The sequence below is a fragment of the Rossellomorea sp. YZS02 genome, from assembly GCF_033963925.1.
GTDB lineage: Bacteria > Bacillota > Bacilli > Bacillales > Bacillaceae_B > Rossellomorea.
The window spans coordinates 40,110-61,071 of the sequence record NZ_JAXBLY010000024.1; the positions used below are offsets into that span (position 1 = coordinate 40,110).

The window sequence follows — 20,962 nt, forward strand, 5'->3', positions numbered from 1 at the left end:
GTTTTTGTCCTCCATCGTTGACTACTCTCGCTACTATTTTACAGATAACGGAGCAGAATGCCAAATATAAATTCCACTACAAAGGAGATTCCCATGAAAGAACAAATCCTGAACCTCATCAAACAATACGAAACGATTATTGTACATAGACATGTCCGCCCGGATCCGGACGCATACGGCTCCCAGGGAGGTCTTGTGGAAATCCTGAAAGCTTCATTCCCTGAAAAGAACATCTACGCCGTCGGGAAAGAAGAAGAAACCCTTCATTATTTAAATCGACTTGATGATATCGAAGACTCAGTATTCGAAGGTTCCTTGATCATCGTCTGTGATACGGCCAACGAAGAAAGGATCTGCGACCGCCGCTACAATCTCGGCGACCTGCTTGTGAAAATCGATCATCATCCAAATGAGGATGCCTACGGGGATCACCTGTGGATCGATACAACCGCAAGCTCCGTCAGTGAAATGATCTATGAATTTTACCAGTTCGGGAAAGACAAAGGATTGACCCTGCCTGATTCAGGCGCAAGGCTCCTGTTTGCCGGGATTGTCGGCGATACGGGGAGATTCCTGTATCCAAGCACGACCCAGAAGACGTTTGACATCGCCGGTGAATTAATCCGATATGACTTCGACCGGAACGAATTATTCAATCGCATGTATGAAGTCGACTCAAGCGTGACGAAGCTGAACGGATATGTGCTTCAGAATTTTGAAATGGACGAAGATGGCTGCGGTATGATGGTCATGACCAAGGATATTCTCGAGGAGCACGATGTTGTCCCATCAGAAGCTTCCTTACTTGTCAGTACGTTAGGGAACGTGAAAGGCATGAAAGCGTGGGTCTTCTTTATTGAAGAGCATGACCAAATCAGGGTTCGCCTGCGTTCAAAAGGACCTGTGATTAACACGATTGCCAAGAAGTACAATGGCGGTGGCCATCCACTGGCGGCAGGCGCTTCGATTTACTCATGGGAAGAGAAAGAAGCAGTCATGAAGGATTTACGAGAAGTGTGCAGAAATCACCAATAATATTGAAGAAGAGCCGGCGTTTGCCTGCTCTTTTATTCGTTCAGATAAGAAACGGCCATTTGAAATGCCTTGATCCTTCTCTCAATGTAGGTCCGCTGTCCGCTACCGGGCTTGGTTTTCTCAAGAAATCCGGGAAGCATCAACAGTAAACCTTCCAATACTTGCTTCGCTTCGACCAACTCCTCATGGTCCACATCTAACTCTTTACCTTCCCTGTGTGCAGTAAGCAAACCTTCACCAATCCTTGCAGCCCTCAACCTTTTCTCAAGCAACTTTGTCTGTGGCGAACCTGATTTCATCGAAGCAAGGGCATTTTCCGATTTACGGATGACCGACTGAAACGCTTCAATACACTGCTGCTGTTCCTCTGGTGTCACTTTTTCCATGTAGGCATCACCTCAATTCTCTATATGTAGTGTAACAGAAGACTTTGGTATAATGTTTCACAACGATACCAATTAGGAGGATAAACGATGGAACCGAACGTCTTTGAAGAAATGGCCAAACGATACGATACGGAAGAGAGGGTGAAACTGGCCAACATCGTCGTAGAAGAAGTGAAAAAAGAGCTGCAGGACAGTACCTCCAAAACGCTCATCGATTATGGGAGCGGCACAGGACTTGTTAGTTTAGAACTTACAGATATGGTGAAATCCGTTCTGTTAGTTGATTCATCCTAGCAGATGGTCGAAGTGGCCAAAGCCAAAATCACTCAAAGAGGGTTCATGAACGCAGATGTCCTCTATTCCAATTTTACTCAGGGAGCCCCTAATTTGAAAGCTGACATCGTGCTCATGTCACTGGTCCTACTTCATATTCCCGATACGGAAAGTATATTACAAGAACTCTTCACCATTTTAAATGACGGCGGCGAGCTTATTATCGTAGATTTTGACAAAAACGAGAATATCAGTCATCCGAAGGTTCATAACGGCTTTGTTCATGAAGAGCTGAAAGATCAATTATCCGAAGCGGGATTTAGATCCACTGAAATTAGAACATTTCATCATGGACATCAAATCTTTATGAAACAGGATGCTTCCATGTTTATAGCGAGTAGTAGTAAGTGAATCAGGATGACGAGTGTGGGCATGTCCATACTCGTTTTTTTGTGCCCCTGAAAATTCTAGTTCAACTTTTTATTCATGAATATGAAGGATCCCTAATATGATACGTAGTAAATACGTCTCCGTGGAGGATCTTATGGAAAAAACAAATATAAGGAATATCAGGGTATTTATCGCAAGTCCTTTTTTCACGGAGGGGGTTTTGAAAAACTCTTAATAGAAACACTTTTTAAAAACGATTGAAATAGAAATGAAGGCTTTAGTTTATACCTTTATCTTTTTAAATAGAGCAATTTTAAAAATAATAGGTTGATGTACAAGCAAAGTCCTTAATCACAAAATATATTGGTAGGTATAGATTAACCTTTCTAGAAAGGAGTTTTATTATGCACCGTACTTGTGATGAACTAGCTAAAATTCTACACTGTCAAATAAACAGAACAGTTGCTTTGCTGCTTGGAAGTGGAGATATTCAAAATCTTGTTGTTAAAAAAGTTGAGAATGGAGTAGTTTCTGGTAAAGATTTAAACAATCCGCAAGCAGTCTATTATGTAGCTATTGATAAAATTGAGCGTATTATCACATATCCAGAGTAAGTTGAACCTCTTGAGGAGACTACTAGAACTTCTCAATGCAATTGAAGTGGTACCCTTTTTCAATACGCATGGAGATCTATTGAACTAGACAGATATTTTCCAAGACATGCAATTTGCCTCAAAACGAGCTTTGGCTACTAATAAATAACCCCGGTGATTATATTCTTCTACTCAAATATTACCCAATTTCCCTATGGAGTGAATCTCAAGCACAGTTCATTTTTTTTGAGACATGTACATGGTAGGGAATCTGCTCAAACTGAATTGATAGTATCATAAAGCTATCATTCTGCATAAACTATGCTGAAAGGTATATGTTTAATATACCTTTCTATTTTAAATGATTTTACTAAAGGAGATAGAAGATATGGGAAAAAAGAAATGCAAACCTAAACTTCGCTTAAGTTTTGAATACAATAATAATGAATTTACGGGATATCATCAATTTAATATAGCGGATGAAGAAAACTATTTTTCTGTAATTGATCAGAAGTCCGTACAGGGGTTAGTACGTTTAGAGATGGAGGATTTTCTTGAATCTCCAAGGGATTGTAGAAAAGGTGGAGGATGTCTATCAGCGTCATCTATTGAATTTGAAGATTTTAAATTTCACCTATTAAAAAATAGTGGAATTGCTACATTGGAAGTAAGAGAGATTACCACAGCCAATGTCCAACCAACCGATAATGGAATGATATATACACTAAGAGGAACGGGGGTCATTGCAGATTTAGGGATATCTAGTAATTGGACTTTAGTAGGAGGGGCTCAACGATTATTAGAGGGGGCAATACCTGGACCTCATTTAATGATTATTCCAGCGTTTGAGATGAAGACATTGGAGGCAGACGCAGCATTCTCTTTACGCCTTGATAATGATGTGTTGCTGACAGAGGGTACGTCTGCAAAACAAATTATCAGAACTCCTTTACTATCTGAGTCAGCAGCAACGGTTGCTACTTCCAATGACAGGATCGGTATTCTTCGTGCCGAATCTATATAGAAATTCAATATCCACTGCGTCTGACTCATGACTTCGTTAACATTCGAGAGCGTAATTCTAAAGGAAGTGTCATATCAAGCCCACATACTTGTTACTGTGTAACAAGTGAGATAATCTCCTTACATCAATAGATGTAGGGGGTTTTTTTATGAAAAGTGGGTTAAACAAAGAAGAAAGGAAGCGCACATTCAAGACTTTAGAGAGTGTGGATATAATTAATTCATCGGCTGGCGTACTGGTTGAGACAGTGTTCCCATCAAGGGGAAGACCCGAGTGTGCGATTCTCAACTAGTTGGTTTCCCATGGAGATGTCCCTGGAGAAGATCAAGAGATTCCTGATCCCATTCGGATTCGAGAACGATAGCGTGAAAGAATTGATGGGGTCATGAAACAATGGAAAATGAAAGAAGCCAAGGGACCTGTCCCCTTGGCTTCATTTTCGTAATAGTCATCAATTGAACTAAATGAAGGCCTCCGATTTGTTCTAGAGTGCCTATACCACTCGAAGGACTTGTACATAAACTAGAATAAATATGTACAAGTTTAGGGTGGCGATACGCGTATGAGTAAACGTACACAACATTTAGTTGGAGAGAAAGAAATACCGATGTACTTCATTCCTAATCAGGGGCAGTGGAAAGATGAAAACGTTCATTATTATGCTCATGGAATGGGTTATGAAGTGTTCTTCACTGATCAAGGAGCGAGTTTTGTATTTTTGGAACGAGAGAAAGAGAAGGGGCTTCGACTGGATTTTCATTTTCTAAATGATCATCATGCCATTGTGCCTTCAGTAAGACGGGAACTGCCGGGAAGAGTCAATTATTATCGTGGTGCAGATGCTAAGAAATGGCTTACGGGCATTCCGACGTTTGAGGAAGTGATGTATCTAGATGTGTGGCCAGGTATTGATCTTCACTTTTATGGAAGAGAAGGTCAACTGAAATATGAATTCAATGTGCATCCTGGTGCAAGCGTTGAACGAATCAAGTTTGCTTACAAAGGGATGGATGAGATAGCGTTAGATGAGGAAGGCAATATTCTCCTTCAAACAGTGATGGGTGAGATGGTGGACAAGCGCCCTGTGAGTGTTCAAGAAAATGGAGGGGAACAAGACCTCATCCAGACGAGGTTTACGATATTGGAAGATGCAGCGAATGGACCCACTCTTGGATTTTTTCTAGAAGAGAACTATGACTCTCAAAGAAGCCTTCTGATTGATCCAGGATTGATCTATTCTTCCTATTTAGGGGGAGCGGAGCAAGATCAAGGAGTAAGTATTGCGGTTGATTCGAGTGGAAACGCTTATGTGACGGGTGTAACCGCTTCCACTGACTTTCCCATCAAGAATGCGTTCCAGGGAGTGAATGGAGGGCGTTTTGATGCCTTTGTCACGAAAGTAGACCCAGCTGGATCCTTGGTCTTCTCTTCATACCTGGGAGGAGTGAATTCGGATTTTGGGTTGCACATTGCTACAGACTTGAGCGGAAACGCCTATGTTTCGGGTAACACGTCTTCAGCTAATTTTCCGACCCTTAATGCGTTTCAGGGGACGTTTGGTGGTATTCAGGATGTCTTTATTACCAAAGTAGACACGGTAGGTGCCTTGATTTACTCTTCCTATCTAGGGGGATCGGTTTCTGATTCAGTAAGTGGCCTAACCACAGACTCCGGTGGAAACGTTTATGTGACAGGTGAAACGTCTTCAACTGATTTTCCGATGCAGAATGCGTTTCAGGGGGTATATGGGGGGAATGTTGATGCCTTTGTTACCAAGGTAGACCCGACAGGATCCTTGGTTTACTCCTCCTATCTAGGGGGGACGGGGCGAGAACAAGCCCAAGGCATTGCCATTGACTCGAGTGGAAATGCTTATGTGACGGGTTCTACGGGTTCAATTAATTTTCCGACGCAGAATGCCTTTCAGGGGACGTATCAAGGTGTTCAAGATGCGTTTGTTACCAAAATAAACCCGACAGGATCCTTGATTTATTCCTCGTATCTAGGGGGAACGGGGCAGGATGACGGGAGTAGCATCGCCACAGACTCGAGTGGAAACGCCTATGTGACGGGGTTGACGTTTTCAAATGATTTTCCGACACAGAATGCGTTTCAAGGGACGTATGGAGGTGCTAAAGATGCCTTTGTCACAAAGGTAGACCCGACAGGATCCCTGATTTATTCCTCGTATTTAGGGGGAGCGGGGCAGGATGAAGGGCAAAGCATCACCACAGACTCCAGTGGAAACGCCTATGTGATGGGTTTCACGACATCCTCTAATTTTCCGACGTTGAATGCATTTCAGGGAACGTATGGAGGAAATGATGATATCTTTGTCACGAAGGTAGACCAGACCGGATCCTTGGTCTACTCCTCCTATTTAGGGGGATCAGAGCAGGATAGTGGAAGTAGCATCGCCACAGACACAAGTGGAAATACCTATGTGACGGGTTCCACCCAATCAACTGATTTTCCGACTCAGAATGCATTTCAGGGAACATTTGGAGGTCTCCTGGATGTCATCGTCACGAAGATAGACCCTGCAGGTACCTTGATCTACTCCTCGTATCTAGGGGGATCGGGGCAGGATATTGGATTTGGCATCGCCATAGACTCGAATGGAAACGCCTATGTGACGGGTTTCACCGATTCAACCAATTTTCCGACGCAGAGTGCATTCCAATCTACATTTGGAGGAGCTTTCGATGGCTTTGTCACAAAGATCGGTTTGGTATGTTCGGATGATATAACAGTTGATAACGATCCTGGAGAGTGTGGGGCAGTGGTTCAATACACGTCATCTACCGGGTCAATATGTTCTCCTCCATCTGGTTCCTTCTTTCCGGTTGGTGAGACGGTCGTAACATGCAGTGAAGGTGACCAAACCTGTACCTTCACAGTGACCGTTCAAGACACAGAACCTCCAGTCATTTCTTGTTCAAATTCCATCACCGTATTTGTTTCGTCTAATGAAAGTGGAACAACGGTGACCTACCCTGATCCTGTGGTCACAGACAACTGTCCAGGAAGTACGTTCTCCTGTTCTCCTGCATCCGGAAGCTTCTTTCCCATCGGAACGACAACGGTTACGTGTACAGCGACGGATGAGTCAGGAAATACATCAAGTTGTTCCTTCGATGTAGTTGTTCTCCAACAGCAGCCGGAAAGGTTAAACGCAGAATGTATACACACCTTAAAAGTGTATGACTGGCTAATCTATCAGAACAAATATAAAGGTAAATATATGATTCCAGATCCAGCATGTCAACGAGCGGTATCCAATGCATTAGAAAATGGCGAGCTGGTAACGGTCAAATACACGCCGCCAACACCGGATCAGATTCAATGCAAGGTATCCATTCTGGAACAGGGAACTCCAGGGAAGCTCCTGATAACGTGGACGATTCCAGTGGATGTCTCCATCTTCATTCAAGAGGAAAGCATCTGTTCATTTACAGTACGAACTCAAGTTCAGGATGAAGTCATGGTTTGTATCCCGGAAGGAATGACGGTTGAGAATATTAAATGTAGCACCCGGCAAATTCTGTGTCATACGGATGGCGTCTTAATGGGCAGCGATCCATTGGGACCAATGATTCCCTTGAGTGTTATGGTATGCAAGGAGATTGAGGTTACTTTCCCTGTTAACCTTGAAGTATTTGGGACGTTCTGTTTTCCAAGATCAATCATGTAGATATCGAAAGGAACAATTCAATGGGAATTGTATACTGTAGGATCTGAAATGGTCAAATCTAGAGGTGTCCGACTACCTTTTTGTGAGACAATACGCATTGTCAGTGAAAAAATAATCCGAGCAGGAGATCATAACTTTATGATCTCCTGCTCGATTCTTTTTAAGACTTTTATATGTGTCGATCAGTAAAGAAACTGTTTCATTTGCAGGGGCCAGTCCACTTAAGGATGGCCCCGTAGAATAAGTGACAGTTGAAAAAAGAGTTAGGGTTATTAGGATTTAAAACATAGAATCAAAACAACAAAATGAATACAAAAATGCCCTGAGCCGAATTTTCTGTTCGACTAATAACAATGAAAACGACTCACTTTAATTAATAGCTTAAATCAAGGTTTAGAAGATCCGCTTACTGGATAATGGTCAGAGTAATCGGTATACGAATACGATTTTCCTAAAGAAGTCACTGTCCATTCAGGCGATTTGACATTCAGGGCATTTACAAACCAAGAGCTTGGTTGTTTATGACTCTTTTCAACAAAGATATAATCTAAATATTGTGGCTGAAGGTTTGGATAGTTATAACCTGCGATTCCATTGGTAGCAGGATCCCAAGTGGAGGTGAAACCGGTATAGTCACTCGGCTCCTTGACATTGAGATTTGTTAGCATGGAAGAATATTCTGCAGTGTCCTTTATCACATTCATATCTCCAGCAATATATAACACTTCATCTGCTGGGATGTTTTTCTTTGTAATGAACTCTTTCATTTCCACCATTTGGGACTTTCTGACGGATGCATCCTTACCAACCGAACAGCGTTCATCTTCGGATTGCATATGAGTACCAACTACATGGTAGAAGTGCCCATTTTTATTGATTTTCACATAAACAAATCCTTTATTTGAAAACCAATCAGCGCCGCAGCCTTCACTGTAAACATATTGAATCTTTTCAACGATTGGCCACTTACTGATGATGGCCACACCGCCGTCTTCAGGGGTCAGGTTTGAATAAGATCCAAGGGTATCATCCCAGTTATTTTTACTCCGTCCAAGGACAGGGGTTTGATACGGATATTGCGTTGATAATCCATTTAACAGCTTGTTCGAAGCCTCGTTATCAAATATCTCATTGAGTATGACCACATCCTGATTTTTGATGTAATCTGCTCTTGAAATAAGCTCCGCACGTTGCACTTGACCCCAATTTGGATACAGGTTCTGTGAAAGCATATACACATTATGTGTCAATAGCTTAAAATCATTTGGATAGTCTGTCTCTTCTGCTGCCACATTCGTGCTAAACATCAATGATACCATTAAAGCTGCCACAACCAGTATGTTCATTTTTCTACTCATTTTTAACTCCTCCAACCTTTAGAATTCCCTATAATCATAATGGAAACGCTTTAAAAAGAGGATGAATTTACAGTTATTTAACACAATTTTACATAAAGTGGTATGAAATCTTTGGGAAACTGCCTACCATGACGGTCTTCTTTTTTCTAATTTTATTTGATGATCTAATTACTAATTTTATGGTCATTACAAAAATACAAATATATTTTCCGGAAAATATATTTGTATAATATTATCTTAAAAATATTTAAGGTGGATCACGGGTATTTGTATTATCATGACTCATTAATAAAAACAAGACTCATATTTTGATATTATTCCGATATTATAAGATGGCAGCTGCGTAATATTTGTAATGGAGGAATTTTTTGTGAGAAAGTATTTTATTATGGCATTGGTTTGTATCCTTTCACTTACAACCTTTGCAACATCTATGAGTGCAAAAACAAATGAGGAAAGTAATACCAAGGGCACTATTGACCAAAATAGTAGTATTGAAGAAGTAGAATTAGTCATGGAGAAATACACATATACAGAAGGTGGAACTGTCTTTTTTGATGTAGAAAAAGCTAAAAATGATGGTCAATCTGAGTTTATTATTGAATCAGGTCTAGCTTTAAATAGCATTAGTCAAGAGTATAAAGATTATATAAATGGTCCTGAAAAAACAACAGGTCGTTTTCTGCTTGCAAAAATGTCTATACCTGTATATGGAAATTGGTGCGGTCCGGGACATGGAAGTGGGTCTCCAATAGATTATTTAGATAATGCATGTAGGCAACATGATTATGGATATCAAAAATATGGTTATTATGATTGCGATACAGATGCAAAATTAATTTTCCAGATTAATCAAGATTATAAAAAAATGGGAGTTAAAGAAAAAATATACGCTAATGCTGTAAAAGCATACTTTAGTGCTCAAATGAAGGTTAGAGGCTGTAAATAAAATTATTTAAATGTAAGGGGATTTACATTGGAAAAGAGGTTATACATACAATGGGACAAAATAATAAAAATAAAATTTATAAAAATATCTCTATTGCCTGTCTCGTCATCTCTTTATTGCTCTGGGTACCTAACATAGTATTTCAAGTGTCTAGTGGAGTATGGATATTGACCTTTTTAATAGCCCCTATAGGAGCTATTTTAGCCTGGTTTTGTAAACAATACCTGTTATTAATAACAAATACGTTAATGACCTTTAGTTTCTTCATTTTTATGGCGCTTGGATATAGTATTAATTCCATAGGTCAATAAATTAAAGCCCTCTCACAAATGAGAGGGCTTATAGTGTCCTGAATAATCTGGATATCATTCAAAACCTATCAAGACGTCCTATTTAGCATGTCTAGGAGGTCAATTAATAATCAAGCAAGCGGTATATACAACAAAGAACCTCTTCAAAATTAAAGAAGGGGAGGAATTCAACCTTCGTCCACTCTCTCCAAGAATTATTGGTTGTGTTATGAGCCAGTGAAAAACTCGTTCCTCGATCATTTAACTATTATAAAATCCATGGGGACCGGTCCCTTGGCTCTTTGAAAAGGAGGCACGGTGCCTGTCCCCGTGGCGCTCCAGGACAGTGCTAAAATTGAAAAATCGAGTGTGAATCAAATGATTCCATACTCGATTTTTTTGTTTTGTAAATAATATTATCTCTAATGATTGATTTATTCATTGAAACCTTCCGTTCTGATCCATACAGAATGGGTGTGGAAAAGAAGGTGGCAATTCATCAATATAAATTAAGGATTAATTATGGTTCTATTAAGGTTCCTGAAATGTTGCTCCGGTATAATTTGTATTTGTTCAGAATACTCCGAAATGATGAGCCTGACTCCTACTCTCACACTGAAAGGTACATGCTGCTCTATGAAATACATTCTCTTTGGATTTATCATGATTGGTTTACTATCTGGATTCTTAATCTGCTCTGCCAATATTCAAGAAATAAGGAGTTAAATCAAATGGATTCAAAAGATAAAATGCAAGCGGAAGCTCTTCTAAACAACCTCTTCCAACATTCGCAGCTGGACGGTGTTCAATTTGGAATCTCACCAGGTCCGCTGATGCTCTCTTTCTTTCATTATCAAAACACTGATGTGGAAGATCCTCAACTCTTCTTGAACATTGAATCAAAGTGGTGTTTATTGGACCCGGGTGTGAAGCAGTATCCCTTAAGTGAAGATGAGATCGTAGATATGTCGGAAGAAGGGAAACTTCTACAGATCATTCGAATGAGAAGACAATCCGTGACAAAGGTAGAACTGGTTGGTGAGGAGGCTCCCCACCTGTTCATCCGATTTGAAAATGGGTCTTCCATCTTTATAAACGGCAACGATGATGAATTTGAGTGCTGGCATGCAGGGATTGATGGAGAAAGTGAACTTGTCAGTGCCCTGCCTGGTCAAGAATTGGCAATCTGGACGATTGAAGAAGAACCCTCCTAGATCAAGAGAATCCGAGTATGGAGACTTCATACTCGGTTTAATTCATACTCACCAATAATCGTATACATGAATGTGAAGACTCCTTAATATGATACGTAATAAATACGTCTCAGGGGAGGTCACATGGAGAGCTCGATCACAAGAAACGTCAGAGTATTTATCGCAAGTCCTTTCTTCAGTGAGGAACAAGTAGACCGGGTACAAAGGCTCGAACAATCCCTCATGCGGAATCCGTATGTGTCGGAAATCTTCTCAGCACGATTTCATCAGTTCGAACACCTTGAATTTGGATCAAAAGAGTGGAGGCGGAAGGTGTTTCGCAATGATCTGAGACATTTGAGGCGTTCCGATGTACTGGTGGGCATCCGTGATTTCGAAGGCAAGTATGTGGACAGCGGAACGGCATTTGAAATCGGGTACGCTCACGCCATGCGAAAGCCCATCCTGTTGATTAATGAAAAGAATTCCGTCATGAATTTAATGATGGCTGACAGTTTACACGCCTACTTCACTGAAGTGGAAGAACTATCGACGTATGATTTTTACAGGATGCCGAAAGCTCCGTATGAGGGGCCGGTGATATGATGGATCAATGGCAAGTTGCTGGTATGAGGTATCGCCCATTTCTCAATGAAATGAGGCGATTTTTTATGTGTTTGATTTTCCGTTAATGGCCAGAATGTTGAAGATGCAGTTTCGCACTAGTAGTGGAGAACCGTACCAAAATAACGGTGAAATGAATCATTCCTATTACATTGTTATGGTACAATTGTTTGCAATAAGACTTATATATCCTGCCAAGGACTGACAGTGCTTTAATAAGGAGTTGTGTCAAATGAGTAAAAATAAAAGCACAGAAATAAATCGCTCATTAATAGCAGAGAACATTCTATCCCAGATCAATAGAAAAACCAAGCTAGGCGACTTACGAAAAATCGCGAAGGACATTAAAAAAGATCACGAACTAGCTATGGAACTTTGGTCAACCGAAGAGTTTTTGCCCAGACTATTGGCCATCTTAATTATGGACAAAAAACTTCTTTCCCAAGATGTACTGAATAAGCTTGATAAGGATATGCAGACTCACACATATGATGAGCGAAATAACTTAATGGATTGGTTAATGGCTAATCAGCTCACTAAAGACAAGAAGAATATTGCATTGATGGAGTCGTGGGGAAATAGTCCTTCTGCTCTTCAAAGGCGAACTTTCTGGTATTATCAAGGGCGATTGAGATGGACTGGACAAACCCCGCCTGATAACACTGCAGACTTACTATCTGCCATTGAAGCTGCTATTACGGAGGAAGAACCGGAAGTTCAATGGGCTATGAATTTCACCGCAGGCTGGATAGGCGTTTATGATGAAAAGTATCGTGCACGTTGTATGAAACTTGGTGAGAAAACGGGTCTTTACAAAGATGAAAAGGTATCAAAAGGATGTACTCCCAATTATTACGATTGAAGTGAACAAACGAATGAATAAATAGCTACAGCTGAAAAATTCACAAGTTTTTAATGTGAAAATAAAAGAATGCAAAGCCTCAATAAGGACAGGATCTGAAGGTAAGCTTCCAGATCCTTTTTTCATGGAGTTTTGATGAGAAATAAATTACCAAAGGATTCTAGAACTATCTGATTGAATAAACCTGAATACTGGTTTTCATTCCCTATGTTAGATCATTTATGTTCATCACGTTCATTATACATAATCAAAACAGCTAACCCGTTCGCACTACTACTAAATTTAATATCAACTAATTCAATATTACTATCTAAAAATTCATTTACTTTTTCATCAAGCTTTTTGCTACTTGACATTACTGTAAAAGTTTTTATTTTCATAGTTTACACCTACTTTTCTTTTATTGTATCAAAATCGGCTCCTTTCTGTATTATCTTTAAGAAGGAGCCGCGGGGACAGGTACCTTGGCTCTTTAAAGGAGACGAGGTACCTGTACAAGTTTAGTTCTTGTTAGTCACGATAAAGTAAATTCGACAAGTTGGCATGATAATCAGAATTCTCGCATGATTTCATTAAAAACTCGCACGATTAAAAAGGAAGCCGCATGATTCTTCTAAATCCCGCACGATTATTGTAAATCTCGCATGAATCTTCTCTATATCCCTTTTCAAGGAGAGAATTGAAAAAGAATGTACAAAGGAAAATGTTTTAAAAACGTCCGTTGGTCTGACCTTAGGACGTTTTTTTGATGAGAGTAGAAGATGCTGTGGCCCAAACACTTTCTCAATTTCTAGTAGGTGTTTTAGTTGTTGTTATTCTGTTAAAGGGCCATTTAATGGAATAACATATTGATTAGTAACTTAATGTTTGAAATAATTGGAATTATTGTATCAGTGCCATATGCTCTGAGTTGAAAAAATGGGTATCAAAGTGGATGAATACAAGGATGATTTAACCGTATATCCAGGGGAACCTAAATCGGTAATAGTAGAAACCTATGATGACCATCGGGTAGCAATGTCCTTATCATTAATAGGTACGAGGGTTCCTGGGATTAAAGTAAATAATCCGGGTACAGTCTCAAAAACCTGTCCCACGTACTTCTCACTATTAGAAAATATGGGGATAGGCATTACATATCATAGAGAGTAATTACGGGGGTTGAAACATGGAGTGTAACCAATTTGCCTATTTAGAAGTAATCAAGCAACAGTTTAACCATTTTAAGGAACGTGCAGAAGAGGCCATTGAGCAACTGACTGAACAGCAATTGCACTGGAAACCAAATGAAGAATCGAACAGTATTGCCATCATTATTCAACACCTTCATGGAAACATGAGTTCCCGTTGGGTAGACTTCTTTACTTCTGATGGGGAAAAGCAAACGAGGAAAAGGGGTATGGAATTCATTGACCAACACTTCACCAAAGAGTCCCTAATGGCAAGGTGGCATCAGGGATGGGAATTGCTCTTTAACGTCATAAATAACTTAAAGGAAGAAGACCTGGGGAAAACCATTACCATTAGGAATAAATCATTAAGTGTCTTGCACGCCATCCAGATAGAAATTGCGCACATTAGTTATCATCTCGGGCAAATGATGTATATTGGAAAACAAATTAAGAATCTTGACTGGAAGATCCTTAGTATTCCTAAAGGATAGGAAGGTGAGGGAAGAGTGTGGAAGTTCTATACAGAAGGGTGATAAGTAGTGATCGAGATCAATTATTTGCTTTGGCCAAAAAGTTGGCAACAAGTTTTGAGCCTAATTCCAGTGATTTTGCAAATGTTTTCGATTCACTAATAAATGACAAAAGTGTAGACTTAATCGTTGCCGAAAAGGAACAAGAGCTGATTGGTTATGTACTCGTCCTTCATCATCCAGCATTTTATGCGAACGAAATAGTCAGTTGGGTCGAAGAACTATTGGTTTTAGAACAATACAGAGGGAAAGGCATTGGCAGAAGCTTAATGTCTCAGGTGGAGAGGTTATCCAAAAATCGGGGCTCTAAGCTGGTTGCTCTTGCGACAAGAAGAGCAGATAAGTTTTACAAATCGATTGGATATGATGAATCAGCTACATATTTTAAAAAGACTTTTTAATCATGACGGGTACTCCAAGCACGTTCAAGAAAAGAGGTTTTACTATGTTCATTAGACTCGAAACTGAACGGTTAATCATACAACCTTTTATAAAAGAAAATGCCCCAAGAATTTCAGAGCTTGCAAACGATAAAGATTTGGCAAGCATTCTAGGTCTCCCTCATCCATATCAATTGAAAGACGCAGAAGAGTGGATTGCCATTCAGCCTGAGCAAATTCGCAAAGGTACTGAATATCCCTTAACCATTACACATAGAGAGTTTGGTGAAGTAATAGGGACTATTACCATAAGGATAGATAAAAGTAATAATAAAGGTGAGCTTGGTTACTGGATTGGAAAAAAATATTGGGGTAACGGTTTTGCAACGGAAGCAGTAAATATGATGCTCGATTTTGGATTCAATCATTTACATTTGAACAAGATTTGGGCATCGGCTATTTCCAGAAATCATGCTTCATCTATTGTGTTACAAAAAGCTGGTTTACAAAAAGAAGGAGTATTAAGGCAGAATAGGTTACTTCTCGGTAAGTATGAAGATGTTGATGTATATGGTCTTTTACGAGAAGAGTACTAAACTCTTTTATTCTAAATAGGAACTAGGATAGAAGTTCATTCTCTCAATATATGGAATCAATGGAGGAGAAAACTGAATGATTACAGGTAACGTATCAAAACTACATTTAGTCCAGTTTGACAAGAAAGACATCCCGGCATTTATAGAACTGTCTAAATCAGTTGGGTGGGACTATGATGAACGAGAAATTGATACAGTGCTGTCAGCAGGTAACGTATTCGGACATAAGAATTTTAAAGGGAAAATTATTTCAAGTGCGGCCATCATACCATATGAAAAGAGTGTCGCTTCCATTGGGATGGTCATAGTTAACAAAGAATATAGAGGAATAGGATTAGGTAAAGAAGCAACGCAACAATGTATAGATTCCCATTCAAGTAACATTGCCATCATGCTCATTGCGACTGAAGAAGGGAAGCTTCTCTATGAGAAAATGGGATTCCAAATCGTTGATCGTGTACATAAGTATATATGCAACACCTTTTCACCTTCTCACTTAAGTCATGGAACAGTTACCATTGAACGATTTAGAGCAGGCGACTTACATAAGGTTATTGAATTGGATGAAGCAGCTTTTGGAGATAGGAGAAGCGGCTTCCTTACGCAAAGAATCAATCAATCTGAGGAATGTATAGTGGTGAGAAATAGCACAGGAACTATTGTAGGGTTTGGACTATCTACAATAACCCCTATCAATCTTATAATAGGTCCCATTGTGGCAATAGATCCTCAGGTAGCATCTATCATTCTGGATAAGCTGGCAATTAGGCATAAAGGCAAATTAAGAATCGATGTACCATCAAGTAATGACGTGTTTAGAGAAGCCATAGAGAATTGCGGATTTTTAAAGGTTAGCAGTCCGCCAGTTATGATGCTTACTTCAACCAAGATGCCAGGGAGGAATGGTGAATTATTTGGTATAGCTGCTCAGGTATTTGGGTGAGAGAAACGACATTTATTGTTTCTCCGGCTTGGATGGAGACAGCTTTTTTTAAAATAAAGGGCAAGATGATGAATAGAAGAGAAATTAAAGAGGAGAAAAAAAATGCAAAGCAGTACAAATGAAGATTGGAAAAATGACAGAATTGCATCAGCACATACTGGAGAAAATCCAATGGTGATGGCAAAAATGAGAAGTGGTTTTGTTGCCATTGGAGATACTCAATTCCTACCGGGTTATTGTGTACTACTACCCTTTGAAGAATATAGTTCACTTGAAGAATTGGGTTTTAAGCAGAGAAGTGAATTCTTGTTAGATATGAGTTTAATAGGAGAAGCCATTTTAAAGGTATGTAATGCTAGAAGAGTAAATTATTCAATTTATGGAAATACAGATGCTTATCTACATGCCCATGTGTTCCCTCGTTATAGCTGGGAACCTAAAGAAAGGCTTCCTAATCCTGTTTGGCAATATCCTATTGAAAAGTGGCTTAACTCTGAATATCAGTACTCTGACTATGATCATAGAGAAATGAGAGGTGAGTTAACCAATAAAATTCATTTATTAATGGAGCACGCTTATTAACTAAAGGGGGGTTTTGCTTTGCCATCTCCTAGAATAGAGATTTTACAATATGATAAAAGATGGGCTGAGACTTTTAAAATAATTAAAGAAGTGATAAGCAATTCTTTAAGTGGTTTAATTATTGATATTGAACACGTTGGAAGTACATCTATAGTTGGCTTGGCAGCTAAACCCATTTTGGATATTGATATTGTAATTGAGGATGATAGTGTTTTTCCAAATGTAATCAACGAGCTTGAAAAAATAGGTTACTACTATCAAGAAGAATGGAGCTTTAGAGGTAGAGAAGCATTTGGAAGAAAAGATGAACTTACTCCGTGGGACGGCAAGGATACACAATGGATGGAGCACCATCTATATGTTTGCAATAAAGATAGCGAGGAGTTGGCAAGGCATTTGGCTTTTAGGGACTATCTTAGTAATAATCAAGAAGCAGTAATGGAGTATGAAAACTTAAAAAAGAACTTGGCTAATTCAGTGAAAAACAGAACCTCTTATACTTCAGCCAAATCTGAATTTATAAGTGGAATCTTAAAAAAATCATCTAAAAACCAAAGATACTAACGTAGGGCATCTTCAATTACAGGTGGCAATAACTGAAGATCAGAGCTAATTGTTCTCGGCTACTGCCCTCTTCAATTAATGGAGATTAATCCAAAAACACTATGACATATTATGGAGAGGTTTCAATGAGTAAAGTAGGAGTTTACAAGATAGATATTACACCTCCATTGGGTATTGATTTTATTGGATATCATAGACCAACAGGGGTTACAAATGTTGATGAACGGATTTATGCAACTGCGTTTGTGTTTGAAAGCAATACAACTAAGACTGTATTTATCAGTATTGATAATATAGGAATGCTAATCGAAGATACATCAATAATTCGGCAGCAAATTGCAATTGAGTTAAGCATCTCCTTTGAAGAAGTTACTGTTGTTTACACTCATACCCATTCAGGACCTGCAACGGTTAGTAATAGTGAAGTCGTCAAGGCTTATAAAACAATATTAATAAATAATGTTATAAAAGCTGCGGTTAAGGCAAATGAAAATGTAGAACTTTCTGAGGTTGGATGGAATGTTACAGTTGGTGACATTGGAGTTAATCGAAGAGAAGAAACAACTGATGGTAAAGTAAAGATGGGAACAAATGAAAAAGGTATTGTTGATCCGCGAATAGGAATTTTGGCAATTAGGAATGAAGCTACACAAAAGTTATCAGGAGCAATCGTATTTTGTACTGCCCATCCTAATGTCTTAAAGGCAGACAGTGATATCTTATCAGCTGATTATCCAGGGTTAACAAGAGGAATTCTTGAACAGGTGCTTCATTGTCCAGTGATAATTGTACAAGGTTCAACTGGAAATGTTAATGCGAAATATCGTGGTTCAATGAAAGCAATCCAGCAAATGTCGTATGCATTAAGTGGTCATGTTCTAACTATGATACCTTCAATTGTCTTCAAGTCTATTTCCAAGCACAAAACAATTTCTACCAAGTATAAGATGGATTTAAAAGACATACCTGAACCTGAAAACATAAAAAGAATAGCATTATCAGCAGAAGAACAGTGGGGAGTCAACACGAACAAATGGCTTACGGAGATGTTGAATAAGTACAGCCAGCATACAAAAAAATTATCTATTGATATGGAAATTCAACTATTTCAAATCAATGAAGGTTCTTTTTCTGGAATACCTATGGAACCCTTTTCAGAATCAGCTCTCGATGTCCAAGAAAGACTTAACAATAAACTCGCTTTTTTTGGTGGCTATACCAATGGTTATCTCGGTTATTTACCTACAGAGGAAGCATACCCCTATGGAGGATATGAAGTCGAACTTAATCCAGTAGTTTATGGACCCATTACAGGTTTGTGGATGCCTCCGGTCGAAAATACAGCTGAAGTGGTAGTTAACAAGGTCTTGGAACTGCATAAATGCTGAACATATCTTCCGCTAAAGGGGGCATTTGCTAAATAAGCAGCCGCCACTTTGTTCAAGTAAAGGGCAGGTTAATGGAATAGACACGCTAATAGGCGCAATCCAAATGGATTGCGCCTTTATTTTGGATAAATTGATACTGTCTAGTCAAGGGGCTACAATTATTAGAAAGTAACTGCAAATAACAGACGATATGTTACAAAAATGTAATAAATGTAATAATTAGTGGGAGAACATCGTTTATAATGTCGTCTGAAAAGTGTAACGATCACTATTCATGGCCTTCTGTTTAATAAGAGTATAAGAGCATTAAAATAGGATTTGTGATCAATTATGAAGCTATTAAGTAGGTTATAGAAGCTGTCTGAGGTGTTATTAACTCATAGTTCTCTGATTGAAATAACACTAATGTAAAATTGTAGAAACAATGGAACAAGTTCCCTTTAGTATAATTGAATTATCATTAATTGTTAGGAGTGTTTATTATGACTGAAGCCATAAAGAATTATCCAGGTTTATTAGAAATGTTAGATTCTCTATTAAGAGATCCATCTTTGTTTTGGGATGAATTTTATTCCGACCGAGATAAAAAGGTTCCAATTTTCAAAAATACACCTGATGAAAATTTAGTATCCTATCTACAAAAAGGAATAGTCAAATCAGGGAAAGTATTAGATCTCGGATGCGGAGCAGGAAGAAACGCCATCTATTTAGCCGAAAATGGGTTTGAAGTACATGCTGTAGACATATCGAAGGTTTCATTAGATTGGGCCAAAGAGCGATCGGACGAAAGAGGTCTCGCTATTACGTATTTTCATGAAAATATATTTGAATTGAATGTACAAAAGGGAGAATATGATTTCATTTATGACTCCGGTTGTTTTCACCATCTAGCCCCCCACAGGAGAATTACCTATATTGAGTTATTGAAAAGAGGACTAAAAGAAAACGGTCACTTTGGAATTACTTGTTTTGCTGTTGGGGGGAGTTTAGGAGGTGCTGAATTATCTGATATAGAAGTGTACCAAAAAGGAACTTTGATGGGAGGTTTGGGGTACACACTAGAATCGTTAACAGATATTTTCAGCGACTTTGAGCCGTTAGAAATGCGAAGAATGTTCGAAGGTAATGATGGGAAGTCTTTTGGTTCTTCAGGTCTTTTAGCAGGATTGTTCAGAAAATGAGTGAAATAGTAGAAAAATTAATCAGAGAAGTTGAGAGAGAGTGTAAACATTTGTGTAGTTTAGTCAATATTCAACCGTTTGCTTCAGGTGTGGAGAATTGTGTGTTTATTGGACAAACTCATGAATGGGGTAAAGTCGTTATTAGAGTACCCTGGCACACAATGAGTAAGAATCAGGCGAAAAGAATCGATTCTAGGGAAGGACTAGAGAAAGAATATAAATTAACGATGTTTTGTTACCAACATCGGTTACCAGCTCCTAAAATACACCTTTTTCATAAAGGGGAAGAAATGGATTTTATCATTCAAGAATATGTAACAAGTGATACTTACCTTAATCCCCCTTTATATGAGGTAGGAAAGCTTGTAAAAAAACTACATCAAATTAAAGTTCCTCCAAACTTTTTACCTAATGCACATAGAGTTTTATCAGAGCGAATCACCAGAAACTTAAAGAACTTCAATTCCATTTTCAATCAATCCATTCTATTGCCAAACAAGCACGAACTGATGAAAGTATTTCAATCTTTTTCGTCAAAGAATAACTTATTGCATATGGATATAAGACCTGAAAATATTCTATTTAAGGATCAGCAAGTAGTCGGTATTTTTGACTGGACAAATGCCTTAATGGGGGACCCAGTATTGGAATTGATGAGAATTAAAGAGTACGGTTTCTTGAGTGATGGATTTATTGAAAGTTATTATGATTTTGAGAATGAAGTTAACAAAGTACCAGACTTGGTGAGATGGCTGTATCAACTGGACACCAGCCTTATGCTTACTCTTTTATTTGAAGAGCTGGATGAAAAAGTTCAAGGAAGTCGTGCGTTGAAGCGCTTCGCTAAACTTCATGGTGAAATTATAAAGAATATATAATTTTGCTTCTTCCATTAAACCAGCTAATAGTTTGTCAACATTTTTCAATGAAAAGTTCAAAATGAACATGTTACACT

20 protein-coding genes and 2 pseudogenes are annotated in these 20,962 nt (G+C 38.8%); 19 read left to right on the forward strand and 3 right to left on the reverse strand.

The genetic code is table 11. The annotated features are described in order from the left end of the window. Window positions 1-93: 93 nt before the first annotated feature. Complete coding sequence (locus SLH55_RS20170) at window positions 94-1,035, forward strand: bifunctional oligoribonuclease/PAP phosphatase NrnA (protein WP_320324353.1); 942 nt, start codon at window positions 94-96, stop codon at window positions 1,033-1,035. A gap of 32 nt (window positions 1,036-1,067) precedes the next feature. On the opposite strand, the gene SLH55_RS20175 is transcribed toward SLH55_RS20170, so the two are convergent. Continuing rightward, window positions 1,068-1,421: a hypothetical protein gene (locus SLH55_RS20175; protein ID WP_320324354.1), complete on the reverse strand. Its 354-nt coding sequence runs from the start codon at window positions 1,419-1,421 to the stop codon at window positions 1,068-1,070. An 87-nt stretch (window positions 1,422-1,508) separates the two neighbouring features. Between SLH55_RS20175 and SLH55_RS20180 the strand changes: the two are divergent. From SLH55_RS20180 to SLH55_RS20195, 4 genes and pseudogenes are all read left to right on the forward strand, one after another. After that, window positions 1,509-2,105 (forward strand): annotated as a pseudogene (locus tag SLH55_RS20180) (class I SAM-dependent methyltransferase). Window positions 2,106-2,488: 383 nt separating this feature from the next. Then, entirely contained in the window at window positions 2,489-2,698 is a 210-nt protein-coding gene (locus SLH55_RS20185; RefSeq protein WP_320324355.1) for a hypothetical protein, read from the forward strand. 367 nt (window positions 2,699-3,065) lie between these two features. Beyond that, window positions 3,066-3,701, forward strand: a complete 636-nt coding sequence (locus tag SLH55_RS20190; RefSeq protein WP_320324356.1) for a hypothetical protein — start codon at window positions 3,066-3,068, stop codon at window positions 3,699-3,701. A gap of 562 nt (window positions 3,702-4,263) precedes the next feature. Beyond that, on the forward strand, window positions 4,264-7,395 hold the full coding sequence (locus tag SLH55_RS20195; protein ID WP_320324357.1) for an SBBP repeat-containing protein: 3,132 nt from the start codon (window positions 4,264-4,266) through the stop codon (window positions 7,393-7,395). Window positions 7,396-7,781: 386 nt separating this feature from the next. Here SLH55_RS20195 and sph read toward each other — a convergent pair whose 3' ends face one another. Continuing rightward, window positions 7,782-8,753: a sphingomyelin phosphodiesterase gene (sph, locus tag SLH55_RS20200; RefSeq protein WP_320324358.1), complete on the reverse strand. Its 972-nt coding sequence runs from the start codon at window positions 8,751-8,753 to the stop codon at window positions 7,782-7,784. 370 nt (window positions 8,754-9,123) lie between these two features. Between sph and SLH55_RS20205 the strand changes: the two genes are divergently transcribed. The 4 genes and pseudogenes from SLH55_RS20205 to SLH55_RS20220 all read left to right on the forward strand — a co-directional run bounded on the left by SLH55_RS20205 (window position 9,124) and on the right by SLH55_RS20220 (window position 12,696). Beyond that, on the forward strand, window positions 9,124-9,702 hold the full coding sequence (locus tag SLH55_RS20205) for a hypothetical protein (protein ID WP_320324359.1): 579 nt from the start codon (window positions 9,124-9,126) through the stop codon (window positions 9,700-9,702). Between the two features lie 1,021 nt (window positions 9,703-10,723). Next, a complete protein-coding gene (locus SLH55_RS20210; RefSeq protein WP_320324360.1) occupies window positions 10,724-11,206 on the forward strand; it encodes a hypothetical protein in 483 nt (160 codons plus the stop codon). A 123-nt stretch (window positions 11,207-11,329) separates the two neighbouring features. Beyond that, window positions 11,330-11,791: a nucleoside 2-deoxyribosyltransferase gene (locus SLH55_RS20215; protein WP_320324361.1), complete on the forward strand. Its 462-nt coding sequence runs from the start codon at window positions 11,330-11,332 to the stop codon at window positions 11,789-11,791. A 250-nt stretch (window positions 11,792-12,041) separates the two neighbouring features. Further along, window positions 12,042-12,696, forward strand: a pseudogene (locus SLH55_RS20220) (DNA alkylation repair protein). Between the two features lie 190 nt (window positions 12,697-12,886). Here the strand turns inward: SLH55_RS20220 and SLH55_RS20225 are convergent. Then, a complete protein-coding gene (locus tag SLH55_RS20225; RefSeq protein WP_320324362.1) occupies window positions 12,887-13,051 on the reverse strand; it encodes a hypothetical protein in 165 nt (54 codons plus the stop codon). 538 nt (window positions 13,052-13,589) lie between these two features. Here SLH55_RS20225 and SLH55_RS20230 point away from each other — a divergent pair. The 10 genes from SLH55_RS20230 to SLH55_RS20275 all read left to right on the forward strand — a co-directional run bounded on the left by SLH55_RS20230 (window position 13,590) and on the right by SLH55_RS20275 (window position 20,885). Beyond that, the gene (locus SLH55_RS20230; RefSeq protein WP_320324363.1) at window positions 13,590-13,823 is read left to right on the forward strand and encodes a hypothetical protein; all 234 of its coding nucleotides are present in this window, start codon (window positions 13,590-13,592) and stop codon (window positions 13,821-13,823) included. A gap of 16 nt (window positions 13,824-13,839) precedes the next feature. Beyond that, on the forward strand, window positions 13,840-14,334 hold the full coding sequence (locus SLH55_RS20235) for a DUF1572 family protein (RefSeq protein WP_320324364.1): 495 nt from the start codon (window positions 13,840-13,842) through the stop codon (window positions 14,332-14,334). Window positions 14,335-14,351: 17 nt separating this feature from the next. Continuing rightward, window positions 14,352-14,774, forward strand: coding sequence for a GNAT family N-acetyltransferase (locus tag SLH55_RS20240; protein ID WP_320324365.1), 423 nt, complete (start codon window positions 14,352-14,354; stop codon window positions 14,772-14,774). Window positions 14,775-14,818: 44 nt separating this feature from the next. Further along, window positions 14,819-15,349, forward strand: coding sequence for a GNAT family protein (locus SLH55_RS20245; protein ID WP_320324366.1), 531 nt, complete (start codon window positions 14,819-14,821; stop codon window positions 15,347-15,349). A gap of 76 nt (window positions 15,350-15,425) precedes the next feature. After that, complete coding sequence (locus tag SLH55_RS20250; RefSeq protein WP_320324367.1) at window positions 15,426-16,292, forward strand: GNAT family N-acetyltransferase; 867 nt, start codon at window positions 15,426-15,428, stop codon at window positions 16,290-16,292. A gap of 102 nt (window positions 16,293-16,394) precedes the next feature. Then, window positions 16,395-16,874: a hypothetical protein gene (locus SLH55_RS20255; protein ID WP_320324368.1), complete on the forward strand. Its 480-nt coding sequence runs from the start codon at window positions 16,395-16,397 to the stop codon at window positions 16,872-16,874. Between the two features lie 18 nt (window positions 16,875-16,892). Then, a complete protein-coding gene (locus SLH55_RS20260) occupies window positions 16,893-17,438 on the forward strand; it encodes a GrpB family protein (RefSeq protein WP_320324369.1) in 546 nt (181 codons plus the stop codon). Between the two features lie 125 nt (window positions 17,439-17,563). Then, window positions 17,564-18,826, forward strand: coding sequence for a neutral/alkaline non-lysosomal ceramidase N-terminal domain-containing protein (locus SLH55_RS20265; RefSeq protein WP_320324370.1), 1,263 nt, complete (start codon window positions 17,564-17,566; stop codon window positions 18,824-18,826). 482 nt (window positions 18,827-19,308) lie between these two features. Next, complete coding sequence (locus SLH55_RS20270; protein ID WP_320324371.1) at window positions 19,309-20,007, forward strand: class I SAM-dependent methyltransferase; 699 nt, start codon at window positions 19,309-19,311, stop codon at window positions 20,005-20,007. Then, the gene (locus SLH55_RS20275) at window positions 20,004-20,885 is read left to right on the forward strand and encodes a phosphotransferase family protein (RefSeq protein WP_320324372.1); all 882 of its coding nucleotides are present in this window, start codon (window positions 20,004-20,006) and stop codon (window positions 20,883-20,885) included. The genes SLH55_RS20270 and SLH55_RS20275 overlap by 4 nt, the downstream gene beginning before the upstream one ends. The last annotated feature ends 77 nt before the right edge of the window (window positions 20,886-20,962 follow it).

Excerpts from the sequence above, each read along its gene's own strand:
- SLH55_RS20170 (WP_320324353.1), top strand. The coding sequence starts at position 94 with ATGAAAGAACAAATCCTGAACCTCATCAAACAATACGAAACGATTATT.
- SLH55_RS20175 (WP_320324354.1), bottom strand. The coding sequence starts at position 1,421 with ATGGAAAAAGTGACACCAGAGGAACAGCAGCAGTGTATTGAAGCGTTT.
- SLH55_RS20185 (WP_320324355.1), top strand. The coding sequence starts at position 2,489 with ATGCACCGTACTTGTGATGAACTAGCTAAAATTCTACACTGTCAAATA.
- SLH55_RS20190 (WP_320324356.1), top strand. The coding sequence starts at position 3,066 with ATGGGAAAAAAGAAATGCAAACCTAAACTTCGCTTAAGTTTTGAATAC.
- SLH55_RS20195 (WP_320324357.1), top strand. The coding sequence starts at position 4,264 with ATGAGTAAACGTACACAACATTTAGTTGGAGAGAAAGAAATACCGATG.
- sph (WP_320324358.1), bottom strand. The coding sequence starts at position 8,753 with ATGAGTAGAAAAATGAACATACTGGTTGTGGCAGCTTTAATGGTATCA.
- SLH55_RS20210 (WP_320324360.1), top strand. The coding sequence starts at position 10,724 with ATGGATTCAAAAGATAAAATGCAAGCGGAAGCTCTTCTAAACAACCTC.
- SLH55_RS20215 (WP_320324361.1), top strand. The coding sequence starts at position 11,330 with ATGGAGAGCTCGATCACAAGAAACGTCAGAGTATTTATCGCAAGTCCT.
- SLH55_RS20225 (WP_320324362.1), bottom strand. The coding sequence starts at position 13,051 with ATGAAAATAAAAACTTTTACAGTAATGTCAAGTAGCAAAAAGCTTGAT.
- SLH55_RS20230 (WP_320324363.1), top strand. The coding sequence starts at position 13,590 with ATGGGTATCAAAGTGGATGAATACAAGGATGATTTAACCGTATATCCA.
- SLH55_RS20235 (WP_320324364.1), top strand. The coding sequence starts at position 13,840 with ATGGAGTGTAACCAATTTGCCTATTTAGAAGTAATCAAGCAACAGTTT.
- SLH55_RS20245 (WP_320324366.1), top strand. The coding sequence starts at position 14,819 with ATGTTCATTAGACTCGAAACTGAACGGTTAATCATACAACCTTTTATA.
- SLH55_RS20250 (WP_320324367.1), top strand. The coding sequence starts at position 15,426 with ATGATTACAGGTAACGTATCAAAACTACATTTAGTCCAGTTTGACAAG.
- SLH55_RS20255 (WP_320324368.1), top strand. The coding sequence starts at position 16,395 with ATGCAAAGCAGTACAAATGAAGATTGGAAAAATGACAGAATTGCATCA.
- SLH55_RS20265 (WP_320324370.1), top strand. The coding sequence starts at position 17,564 with ATGAGTAAAGTAGGAGTTTACAAGATAGATATTACACCTCCATTGGGT.
- SLH55_RS20270 (WP_320324371.1), top strand. The coding sequence starts at position 19,309 with ATGACTGAAGCCATAAAGAATTATCCAGGTTTATTAGAAATGTTAGAT.
- SLH55_RS20275 (WP_320324372.1), top strand. The coding sequence starts at position 20,004 with ATGAGTGAAATAGTAGAAAAATTAATCAGAGAAGTTGAGAGAGAGTGT.